This window comes from Bradyrhizobium rifense, from assembly GCF_008123425.1.
Lineage (GTDB): Bacteria > Pseudomonadota > Alphaproteobacteria > Rhizobiales > Xanthobacteraceae > Bradyrhizobium > Bradyrhizobium rifense.
In genome coordinates this window covers 299,903-311,093 of sequence record NZ_VSSS01000024.1, presented here as the reverse complement: position 1 = coordinate 311,093, position 11,191 = coordinate 299,903, and the positions used below count along the sequence as shown (strand labels likewise).

Below are 11,191 nucleotides of genomic sequence, written 5' to 3'. Positions count from 1 at the left end.
GAGGATGTTTCGGCTGACTGGCTTGAGGGGCGTCGCACTGGCGCTCTCGACAATGATTGCCGCGCTCTATGTGTTCACGGGCGCGGCGCGCGCGGCGGATCCGATCAAGATTGGCTTCGGCATCCAATTGACCGGGCCGCTCGCCGGCAACGGCAAGGCGGCGCTGCTCGGTGCGCAGATCTGGGCCGACGAGGTCAACAAGGCCGGCGGCCTGATCGGCCGGCAGGTCGAGCTCGTGCCCTATGACGACCAGAGCAATCCCGGTCTCGTGCCCGGCATCTATTCCAAGCTGCTTGACGTCGACAAGGTCGATCTGCTGCTGTCGAACAACACCAACCAGACCGCGCCGGCGATGCCGACGATCATCCAGCACAAGCGGCTGATCATGGGCATGTTCGCGCTCGCCATCAACGAGCAGTTCAAATATCCCGGCTATTTCCAGATCCAGCCCTATGGACCGAACGGCAAGGATTCGCTGACCCGCGGTTTCTTCGACAACGCGATCGCGATGGACCCGAAGCCGACCACTGTGGCGCTGGTCGGCGCGGATGCGGAATTCGCCAAGAATGCGCTCGAAGGCGCCCGCGCGCAGGCCAAGCGGCTCGGTCTCACCATCGTCTATGACAAGGTCTATCCGCCGACGACGGTGAACTTCACGCCGGTGCTGAAGGCCCTCCAGGCGACGTCGCCGGACCTGGTGTTCGTCGCCTCCTATCCGTCGGACACGGTTGGCATCATCCGGACCGCGCACGAGATCAATCTCGAGCCGAAGGTGTTCGGCGGTGCCATGGTCGGCACCCAATATGCCGCGATCAAGCAGCAGCTCGGCGAGGCGCTGAATGGCGTCGTCTCCTTCGAGCAGTACATCCCCGAGCCGACCGTCAAATTCCCCGGTATCGAGGACATGCTGAAGAAGTACCAGGCCAAGGCGGCGGAGGTCGGTGTCGACGCGCTCGGCTATTACGTGCCAGCGTTCGTCTACTCGGCGCTCCAGGTTCTCGGCGAAGCGGTGACCAAGACCGGCGGCGTCGATCAGCAGAAGCTGATCAATTACATCCATGGCAACACGTTCCAGACCGTGGTGGGCGACATCACCTTCGGTCCCGATGGCGAGTGGGTCGAGCCACGGATGTTTGCGGTGCAATTCCGCAACATCAAGGGCAACGACATCCAGCAGTTCACCCAGGCCGGCAAGGAAGTGATCATCTTCCCGCCGAAGTACAAGTCCGGCGACCTGGTCTATCCCTTCGCCAGCGCCCAGAAGGCCGCGCAGAACTGACCAGACCGTTCAAAAAGAAGAAACGAGACGTCATGACTGAAACGATCGGCATGCTCGGCATCGGGATCATGGGCTCCGCCATGGCGGGGAATTTGATCAAGGCCGGCTTTGCCGTGGTTGGCTACGATCCCGTGCCGGCGGCACGGGATCGTCTTTCCGATATGGGCGGCAAGGCGCTGTCGTCGCCGAAGGATGTCGCCGAGGCCGCCGCGATCAGCTTTGCCTCGCTGCCTGGTAGCGCCGCGCTCGCGGAGGCCGCAGCCAGCGTTGCCGGCGCGAGTGGCTCCGGACAGATTCTGATCGAGTGCTCGACGCTGCCGCTCTCCGCCAAGCGTGAGGCGTTCGCCGTGATGGAGAGCGCCGGCAAGATCTTGCTCGATTGCCCCGTCAGCGGCACCGGTGCGCAGGCCGCAACCGGTGATCTCGTGATCCTCGGCAGCGGCGACGAGCAGGCGTTCAAGCGTTGCGGGCCGGCCTTCGCCGGGATGTCGCGGCGGCAGGTCTATCTCGGCCGGTTCGGCACCGGCAGCATCATGAAATACATCGCCAATCATCTGGTGACGATCCACAACGCCGCAGCAGCCGAAGCGATGCTGCTCGGTATGAAAGCGGGGATCGATCCTGGCCTCGTTTACGATACCCTTGCCGACAGCGCAGGGACATCGCGCATGTTCCAGATGCGCGGGCCGCTGATGCGTGACGCAAATTACGACAATCCGACCGCGACCATCCGGACGCATCTGAAGGATCTCTCGATCATCTCGGCCTTCGCCGCCGAGCTTGGCTGCGCACTGCCGGTCTACTCAGCGGCCGAGCAGCTCTATCACGCCGGCGAGGCGCTCGGCTTTGCGGCGCGCGATACCGCGTCGGTCTGCGCGGTGCTGGAGCACATGAACGGTTTCGACCGTCACAGCGGCGCAGGCGCGTCACCCGTTTCGTCCTCCCAATCATGAAGGAAAACCCATGTCTACCTATTGGTGCGCACGCGTTCACGTGATCGATCCCGAGACCTACGGGAAGTACGCCGCTCTCGCCGGGCCTGCCATCGAGAAGCATGGCGGCGTGTTTCTCGCGCGCGGCGGCAAGCAGGTGATCCTCGAGGGCGGCAATTACGAACGCAGCATCGTTGCGCGCTTCCCGAGCCTCGATGCCGCAGTGAAATGCTACAACTCGCCCGAATATTCGGAGGCGCTCAAATACACCATTGGCACGTCCGAGCGCCACATGGTGGCGGTCGAGGGGCTTGATTAGACCGTCTTGAAGGAAACTGGACCGTCGCCTGACAACAGGTTCAGGCGACGGGTCCAGTGCGAACTCAGCGAACTTGGGGAAGTTGTAAGGCCGCGTGCAGACGCTAACCCGGCCGCCGAGGGCACTTCAAGTTTCGCTGTGTTGCAACGGCCAGAGATTCATTACTGCTGCCTCCAAACCGCCACAGATGGCGGCCGGGTAATTCGAACGCATCAGCGTTCGTTGGCAATGGCAACCGCCGCTTCCACCGCATTCTCCAGGAGTTCGCCGGACTTCGCTGTGTTGCAACGGCCAGAGATTCATTGCTGCGGTCACGAAGCTCCTGTGCAAAATGCTGCCTGAGATTCAGGTGCTTCGCCGCGCTTCTGCGACTAATGAAGTCAACGAAATCTGACAAATTGTTATCTCGCGGGAAAGCCTCATCGGCCGAGGCGCGCGGATGCGCGCCAACCGTGAATTGGGCCGCGCCGGATTGGTTCCCGATAAAGTGAATTGACCCTTGAAATGAGAGCCTACGCGAGCCCGTTTCCGACTATTGCGTCTCTGCCGGTGGTTTGCGAGCATGTCTCCCGGTTGGACCGGGAGTCACGGCGGCATGAGCACGAAGATGACGATCAATCGGGTTGCCGGTGCTGTCGTGATGGGAATGGCCTCGCTCGGTGTGCTCAGCCCCGCGAAGGCGCAGACGGGCCAAGCCGCCCCGCCGGCGGTGGGCGTGATGGAAACGGTCAATCGGCCCGTTACCCAATCGAACGAGTTTTTGGGGCGCATCGAATCTCCAGACCGTGTCAGCGTGGTTGCCCGCGTGACCGCCTTCCTGGAGAAGCGCAATTTTGTCGAGGGCGCCGAGGTGAAGACCGGCGATTTGCTCTACGAACTTGAGCGTGGCCCCTTCGAGGCGGACCTTGCCGCCAAGAAGGCCCAAGTCGCCCAGTTGCAGGCGACGCTCGCCAACGCCAAGCTGACGACGGACCGTGCAAGGACGTTGCTGGGCGGTCCGGCCGGCCAGCAGTCAACTTACGATGCCGCGGTCGCCAATCAGCAAAGCCTCGAAGCCCAGGTCCAGGGTGCTCAGGCGCAGGTCGACCTGTCGCAAATCAACCTCGATTACACCCAGATCCGTTCGCCGGTTGACGGCATGATCGGTCGCACGGCGGTGACGCAGGGCAACGTCGTTTCGCCGAGTTCGGGCGTGCTGACCACAATCGTCAGCCAGGACCCGATGTACGTGGTCTTCCCAGTGTCTGTGCGCGAGGCTTTGATCTTGCGCGAGCGCTATGTGACGCGCGGCGGGTTCAAGGCGGTCGTGATCCGAATCCGATTGTCGGACGGTCGCCTTTACGAGCAGGCCGGCCAGCTCAATTTCGTCAACAACACCATCGCCCAGAATACCGATACAATCACGCTGCGTGGCACGATTCCAAATCCTCCACTCTATGAGCGGTCTGCGACCCAGGGATCCGTGCGCGAGCTGACCGATAACGAGTTTGTTACGGTCCTTCTGGAAGGCGTAGAGCCGGTCGAGGTTTTGGCGATTCCCCGCGCGGCGGTGCTCTCGGACCAGCAGGGTGATTACGTCTACGTGGTAGGTGACGACAACAAGGCCGAGCAGCGGCGTATTCAGCTTGGGCAGTCCACCTCAACCGTCGCCTCGATTACGTCTGGTCTCAAGCTTGGCGAAAAAGTCATCGTCGAAGGTCTCCAGCGGGTGCGGGTGGGACAGCCTGTATCGCCCGGCCCGGCGAGCGCATTGTTGCAATCCAGCATGAAGGCGACTGCGGACGATGCCGGCGGCCAAAAGGCCAGCAACGGCATCGGGCCGAAGCCGGTGGGCAACGCCCCATGATCTCGTCCGTCTTCGTCGACCGCCCGCGGCTTGCGATCGTCATCGCGTTCGTCATCACGATTGCGGGCGCGCTCGCGCTGTTGCAGATTCCAGTGGCGCAATTCCCCGATATCGTGCCGCCGCAGGTGACCGTCAGCGCCAATTTCCCCGGCGCGTCGGCCGAGGTCGTGGAGTCCAGTGTCGCGCAGCCGCTCGAGGCGCAAGTCGTCGGCGTCGACAAGATGCTCTATATGAAGTCGACCAGCGGCAACGACGGCAGCTATACGCTGACCGTGTCGTTTGCGCTCGGCAGCAATCCCGACATCAATACGGTCAACGTCAACAACCGGGTGCAGAGCGCGCTTGCACAGCTTCCGACGGAGGTCCAGGCACAAGGCCTGACCGTGCAGAAAAAATCCTCCGCCGTGCTGCAGTTCATCGTGCTCTACAGCAACAACGGTGCGCAGGATCCGCTGTTCATCACCAATTATGCCATCATCAACGTTCTGGACGCGATCTCCCGGACGCCCGGCGTCGGCCAGGCGACGCTGTTTGCCAAGCTGAACTATTCGATGCGGATCTGGTTCGATACGCAGCGCTTGACCAGCCTCAATCTCGCACCCTCCGACGTCATTGCGGCAATCCGCGCGCAGAGCGTCCAGGCTCCAGTCGGCCGCATTGGCGCGCGCCCGATCAGCGACGAGCAGCAATTCCAGTTCAACGTTCAGACGCAGGGGCGCCTCACGACCTCGACCCAGTTCGGCAACATCGTGCTGCGGGCCAACACGGACGGATCGGTGCTGCGCATCAAGGATGTTGCCCGGGTCGAGATCGGCGCCCAGAACATGGACAGCGAGTCCCGCATCGACGGCAATCCCGGCGTGCCAATCGGTATTTATCTGGCGCCGGGCGCCAACGCGGTGACGACGGCGAAAGCGGTGCAGGATACCTTGACCAAGGCGTCGGCCCGCTTTCCGCCGGGCCTGAGCTATCTCGTCCAGTACGATTCCACGACCTTCGTGTCCGACACGATCAAGGAGGTGCTGAAGACGCTCGGCGAGGCCTTCGTTCTCGTTGTGATCGTCGTGTTCCTGTTTCTCGGGAATTTGCGCGCGACGATCATTCCGGCGGTTGCCGTGCCCGTCAGCCTGATTGGCGCCTTTGCCGTGCTGCTTGCGCTCGGTTACTCCGCCAATACCGTATCTCTGCTCGCGATGGTGCTTGCGATCGGCATCGTGGTCGACGATGCCATCGTCGTGGTCGAGAACGTCGAACGGGTGATGGAGGAAGAGCCCGATCTCTCTCCCGCGGACGCAACCAAGAAGGCGATGAGCCAGATCACGGCTCCGATCATCGCGATCTCGCTGGTGCTGCTGTCGGTGTTCGTCCCGATCGCCTTCATTCCCGGCATCTCCGGAACGCTGTTCCGGCAGTTCGCGGTGACGATCAGCGCGGCCATGGTCATCTCCGCCCTGAACGCATTGACCTTGTCGCCGGCGCTGTGCGCGGTGTTCCTGCGCCATACCGGGCCACGCCACGGCATCATGGGCCGCGTGCTTGGCGGCATCGACTGGGTTCGCGACCGCTATGCCGGCGTCGTGGGCCGGCTGCTGCGGGTGTCCGTGTTGTCACTGGTTGCGGTGCTGGTGTTCGCCGGCGGCATTTTCGGCGTAGCGAAGATCACGCCGACGGGATTCCTGCCCGAGGAAGATCAGGGAGCGTTCTTCATCGCCGTGCAATTGCCCGACGGCGCCTCGGTGGCACGCACCAGCCAGGTCGCCAAGCAGGTCGAGGCCCTGCTGAAGAAGATGCCCCAGATCGACCACGTGCTCGCGATCATCGGCTTCTCGTTGCTCGACGGCGGCAACGAGCCGAACGCAGCCTTCATCGTCGCGCGTATGAAGCCGTTCGCGGATCGTCAGGCGGCAACCGATACGGTGCAGGCAACGATCCGGCGGACATTCGGTGAGGGCGCGCAAATTCGTCAGGCCAACATCCTGCCGTTCAACCTGCCTCCGATCATCGGGCTGTCGACCTCGGGCGGATTCGAGTATCAGCTCGACGCGCTCGAAGGTCAGGATCCGGCCGCGCTCGGCAGTGTGATGGGCGGGCTGGTCGGCGCCGCCAACCGCGATCCGCGGCTGACCCGTGTGTTCTCGACTTTCACCGCGACCAATCCGTCGATCTATCTCGACATCGATCGGGCCAAGGCCCAGGCCCTCGGCCTCAACATGAGCGACGTTTTCACAGCGCTTCAGGCCACGCTCGGCGGCATCTACGTCAACAACTTCAATTTGTTTGGCCGCACCTGGCAGGTCAACGTGCAGGGCGAGGCCGCCAATCGCGGCGACATTCCTGATATCTGGCAGATCTATGTGCGCAATGCGACCGGCGAGATGGTGCCGATCCGTTCGATCGCGAGCCTGAGGATCGTTACCGGACCGCAGGTCATCACCCGCTACAATAACTACCGCTCGGTGACGATCAATGGCGGGCCAGCGGCCGGCGTCTCCTCAGGAACGGCGATTGCGGCCATGGAGGAGTTGTCGAAATCGACCCTACCGGCCGGCTACTCCTATGAATGGACCGGGACGGCCTATCAGGAGCAGGCTGCCTCCGGGCAGACCGGGATCATCCTCGGTCTCGCGGTGCTGTTCGCCTATCTCTTCCTGGTTGCGCTGTACGAGAGTTGGACCATTCCGGTGCCGGTGCTGCTGGCGGTTACGGTCGGCGTGCTCGGCTCCTATCTCGCCATCAAGATTGCCGGCCTCAATCTCGATCTCTACGGCCAGATCGGCCTCGTGGTGCTGATCGCGCTCGCGGCCAAGAACGGCATCCTGATCGTCGAGTTCGCCAAGGAGCAGCGCGAAGCGGGTCAGTCGGTGGTGGACGCGGCGGTCTTGGGATCGCAGATGCGCTTTCGTGCCGTCATGATGACTTCGATCGCCTTCATCCTCGGTCTGGTGCCGTTGGTGGTCGCGACCGGCGCCGCCGAGATTAGCCGCAGGGCCGTCGGCACGGCGGTGTTCGGGGGCATGCTCGCGGCGAGTTCGATCGGCATTTTTCTGGTGCCGATGCTCTACGTGACATTCCAGAACTGGCGAGAAGCCATAAAGCGGCTGTCGAGCAAGAAACAATCGTCGGAAAAGCCCTAGGAATCAGTCCGAACTATTGCTCGTTCGCCATGGCGACCGCCGCTTCCACCGCATTCTCCAGGATCTCATCGGACAATGGCTTGTCATTGACCGCGCGTGACAATTGCAATGCGCCGACCATGGTCGCGTAGATCGTGATCGCCTTGCGCCGCCGGTCGTCCGCGGAGCCCTGCCGGATCTGCTCCGCCACCAGCGTGAGGATGTCGGAGACCTTGCCGGTGAAAGCGTCACGCGTCGCTTTCGGATGCCGCGCGATCTCGGCGACGAGCGCGGCGGTCGGGCAGCCTGTCCCGGCGCGGTCGCGATGCCGCGTCGAAAGATAGTCGCGGATTGTGGTCTCGAGCGCGACGCCGTTTTCCAGATTGGCTTTGTGCCGCTCCTCGCGCCGGGTGAGTGCATCGGTGAGCACCTCCCGGACCAGATCCTCCTTGGAGGCGAAGTGCGAGTAGAAGGCGCCGTTGGTGAGGCCCGCCTCCGACATGATGCCGGCAAGGCCAACCGCGGCGATGCCGCTCTCGCGGAACTGCGCGGAGGCGACATCGAGGATATGCCGGCGGGTTTCGTCCTTGTGTCCCTTGTCGTAGCGCATGGGCCCTAACTCCCTCCTGTCGTCCGCCCTGGAAGTGCTGGCCACAGGATCGTGAGCGATTTTCTATTGCATTACGATCATAATAAAGCATTATGGACGTAATGCAATGGTTGACGCACCGGCGACAGCCCGAAGAGCAACAGGACCTCAGGAATGTCAGTCGAGGACGTCGCCGCACCGCCCTTGTCAGCAATGGAGGCGCCGGCTCGCAGCGCGCCTCGCACCGCGCCGACTTCGGCCGATCAGCGGCGCGCCGCGCTTCTGACGGCACCGATCCTGCCGACCTTGCTCAAGCTCGCGCTGCCGACCGTGACCGTTCTGGTGGCGCAGACCGCGGTCAACATCGCGGAGGCCTATTATGTCGGCTATCTCGGTACCGATGCGCTGGCCGGTGCTGCGCTGGTGTTCCCGATCTTCATGCTGATGACCATGATGTCGAACGGCGGGTTCGGCTCCGGCGTGGCCTCGTCGGTGGCGCGCGCGGTCGGCGCCGGCCGCCGCGACGATGCGGATGCGGCACTGTTCCACGCCATCGTGCTTGCCATCATCGCGGGCGCGCTGTTCACGCTGGGGGTGCACTTCGGCGGCCCGGCGTTGTTCCGCGCCCTTGGCGGCCGCGACGGCGCGCTCGACGCGGCCATCACCTATTCGAGTTATCTGTTCGCGGGCGCGATTCCCGTGTGGATCGTTAACCTCCAGGCGGCCGCGCTACGCGGCTCCGGCAACGTCAAGGTGCCGGCGCTGGTGACGCTGATCGGCGCGATCGTGACGATCCCGGTGTCGCCGCTGCTGATCTTCGGCTTCGGGCCCGTCCCAAGCCTCGGCATCGGCGGCGCCGGCATTGCCTTCGGCCTCTATTACGGCGCGGCCATGCTGTTCCTGCTGCGCTACATGTCCTCGGGCGCATCCGGCCTGAGGCTGCACATCGTACCGCTCCGTGCAAAGATTTTCGGCGACATGTTGAAGGTCGGCATCCCGACCGCGTTCAATGCCGTGCTGACCAATCTCACCGTCATCCTCGTCACCGGAGCGGTCGGCCTGTTCGGAACATCGGCGCTGGCCGGCTACGGCATCGCTTCGCGGCTCGACTACATCATGATCCCGCTGCTGTTCGGCATCAGCACGGCGACGCTGACCATGGTCGGCGTCAACATGGGCGCAGGCCAGACCGCGCGGGCGCAAAGGATCGGCTGGGTCAGCGGCGCCGCCGGCCTGATCATGACCGGCTCGATCGGACTGCTGGTTGCGGTCTTTCCGACGGCGTGGCTGCATCTTTTCAGCCACGACGCAGACGTGGTGAGCGAGGGCATGACCTATTTACGCATCGTGGCTCCCGCCTATGCCGCGCTGGGCTTCGGCTTCGTCACGTCGTTCGCCGCGCAAGGCACGGGGCGGGCGATGGGCCCTCTGCTGTCCGCTGTCGCGCGCATCCTGATTGCGGCCGGCGGCGGCTGGATTGCGGTTGCGTATTTCGGCGCGGGAATGACCGGGCTCGCCGCCATGGTCACGGTATCGCTCGCCGCCTATGCCGTGATCTGCGTGCTGATCATGCTGTCGCCATCGACCTGGCGTGCCGAGTAAGCAGGCTCACTGCATGCCGGCAACGCCGACGGCCAGCGCCGACAGCAGCAGCAAATTGCTCAGCAACTTGAGCGGCGTGTTTGGCTGCGCCAGCCAGCGCGTGACCTTGTCGGAGAACGACAGCGCCGGATCGGCGAACAACGGCTCAAAACAGTGTCTGAAGAAATGCGGAAACTTCGGGCCGAGCCACGGCGTCGCCAGCGCGTGAAGGGTTGACGCCATCGCAATGAAATTCGCGGCGCCAAAGGGCTCGCCGATGAACTCGGACCCGTTGATCAGCCTCATCGTCAATGCGACGGCGGAATCAAACGGCACGCCTTGGAGCAAGGCATAGAGCGCAAAACATTCGAGGTGGTTCCGGTTGGTGAGCTTCGGGGTGGCGGGGCGGTCATGGCTGGATTCCCTAGCTATCGTGCCGCTAATCTCGCGTTCTCGGCGTGAGCCCGCCGTGATACACCTCACGCTTGTCGCCGCGGCCGTTCGTTTCTATTTGCCGCCGAAATGGAGAAGCGTTGTCCGCCGCAGGCGGGAAATATGGATTTCCATTTCATTGATTTCGCCTGGCGGAGAAGCGAATACGGCTCCAATCATTGTCGCTGAGTTCTGGAGACCATCAATGTCGTTTCGTCCCGCCCTGATCCTCGCAACCGTGCTCGCAGCGTGGTCGGCGGCAGCTGGAGCCGAGACCATCAAGATCGGCGTGACGCCGGGCCCGCATGCACAGATCTTCGAGGCGGTGAAGCCGGTCGCCGCCAAGCAGGGGCTTGACATCCAGCTCATCGAGTTCTCCGACTATGTGGTGCCGAACGCGGCGCTCGATGCCGGCGACATCCAGGCCAATTCGTTCCAGAACCAGCCTTATCTCGACAACCAGAAGGCCGACCGTGGCTACAAGATCGAGTCGGTCGGCCTCACCGTGAATTTCCCGATCGGCGTCTATTCGAAGAAGCACAAGGCTTTCGCCGACATTCCCGACGGCGGCAAGATCTCGATCCCCAACGATCCGACCAATGGCGGCCGCGTGTTGCTGCTGTTGCGCGACAAGGGCGTGATCAAGCTGAAGGACGGTACAGGCTTCAAGCCGACCGTGCTCGACGTCACCGAGAATCCCAAGAAGCTGAAGTTTATCGAGGTCGATGCGGCCCAGGCGCTGCGCGCGCTCGACGACGTCGACGCCGCCGCGATCAACACCAATTATGCAACCCAGGCGGGCCTCGATCCGGTCAAGGATCCGATCCTGCGCGAGGACCCCAAGGGTCCCTATGTCAACCTGATCGCGGTGCGCACGGCCGACAAGGACAAGCCCTGGGTCAAGATTCTGGTCGACAGCTATCACACGCCTGAGGTGAAGGAGTTCGTCCTCACCAAGTTCAAGGGCGCGGTGCTGCCGAGCTGGTAGGCAGTCTGCCTAGGTCCAGCGCGAGGGCCGATCCCGGCGGGCAGCCTTGCACATTGCCCGCTTGTCTCGGGCCGCGGCAACCGACATCATCGGGGCTGTGGCTATCCTCGCC

9 protein-coding genes are annotated in these 11,191 nt (G+C 63.2%); 7 read left to right on the top strand and 2 right to left on the bottom strand.

The features are described 5' to 3' along the window. The first annotated feature begins 4 nt into the window (after positions 1 to 4). The 5 genes from FXB40_RS15205 (at position 5) to FXB40_RS15185 (ending at position 7,510) form a co-directional block, all read left to right on the top strand. Positions 5 to 1,279, top strand: a complete 1,275-nt coding sequence (locus FXB40_RS15205) for an amino acid ABC transporter substrate-binding protein (protein ID WP_246207626.1) — start codon at positions 5 to 7, stop codon at positions 1,277 to 1,279. A 32-nt stretch (positions 1,280 to 1,311) separates the two neighbouring features. Beyond that, complete coding sequence (locus tag FXB40_RS15200) at positions 1,312 to 2,232, top strand: NAD(P)-dependent oxidoreductase (protein WP_148772990.1); 921 nt, start codon at positions 1,312 to 1,314, stop codon at positions 2,230 to 2,232. A gap of 10 nt (positions 2,233 to 2,242) precedes the next feature. Continuing rightward, positions 2,243 to 2,530 (top strand): DUF1330 domain-containing protein, encoded by a 288-nt coding sequence (locus FXB40_RS15195; protein ID WP_148772989.1) that lies wholly within the window; start codon positions 2,243 to 2,245, stop codon positions 2,528 to 2,530. A 595-nt stretch (positions 2,531 to 3,125) separates the two neighbouring features. Beyond that, positions 3,126 to 4,376 (top strand): efflux RND transporter periplasmic adaptor subunit, encoded by a 1,251-nt coding sequence (locus FXB40_RS15190; RefSeq protein WP_430647344.1) that lies wholly within the window; start codon positions 3,126 to 3,128, stop codon positions 4,374 to 4,376. After that, positions 4,373 to 7,510, top strand: coding sequence for an efflux RND transporter permease subunit (locus FXB40_RS15185; protein WP_148772988.1), 3,138 nt, complete (start codon positions 4,373 to 4,375; stop codon positions 7,508 to 7,510). The genes FXB40_RS15190 and FXB40_RS15185 overlap by 4 nt, the downstream gene beginning before the upstream one ends. 13 nt (positions 7,511 to 7,523) lie before the next feature. On the opposite strand, the gene FXB40_RS15180 is transcribed toward FXB40_RS15185, so the two are convergent. Beyond that, the gene (locus FXB40_RS15180; protein ID WP_148772987.1) at positions 7,524 to 8,099 is read right to left on the bottom strand and encodes a TetR/AcrR family transcriptional regulator; all 576 of its coding nucleotides are present in this window, start codon (positions 8,097 to 8,099) and stop codon (positions 7,524 to 7,526) included. Positions 8,100 to 8,252: 153 nt separating this feature from the next. On the opposite strand from FXB40_RS15180, the gene FXB40_RS15175 reads away from it, so the two are divergent. Next, positions 8,253 to 9,680 carry an MATE family efflux transporter gene (locus FXB40_RS15175; RefSeq protein ID WP_148772986.1) on the top strand — a complete coding sequence of 476 codons (1,428 nt, stop codon included), beginning with the start codon at positions 8,253 to 8,255 and terminating at the stop codon, positions 9,678 to 9,680. 6 nt (positions 9,681 to 9,686) lie between these two features. On the opposite strand, the gene FXB40_RS15170 is transcribed toward FXB40_RS15175, so the two are convergent. Next, positions 9,687 to 9,965 carry a hypothetical protein gene (locus tag FXB40_RS15170; RefSeq protein ID WP_246207617.1) on the bottom strand — a complete coding sequence of 93 codons (279 nt, stop codon included), beginning with the start codon at positions 9,963 to 9,965 and terminating at the stop codon, positions 9,687 to 9,689. Positions 9,966 to 10,296: 331 nt separating this feature from the next. On the opposite strand from FXB40_RS15170, the gene FXB40_RS15165 reads away from it, so the two are divergent. Next, a complete protein-coding gene (locus tag FXB40_RS15165; protein WP_148772985.1) occupies positions 10,297 to 11,079 on the top strand; it encodes a MetQ/NlpA family ABC transporter substrate-binding protein in 783 nt (260 codons plus the stop codon). Positions 11,080 to 11,191 lie beyond the last annotated feature (112 nt).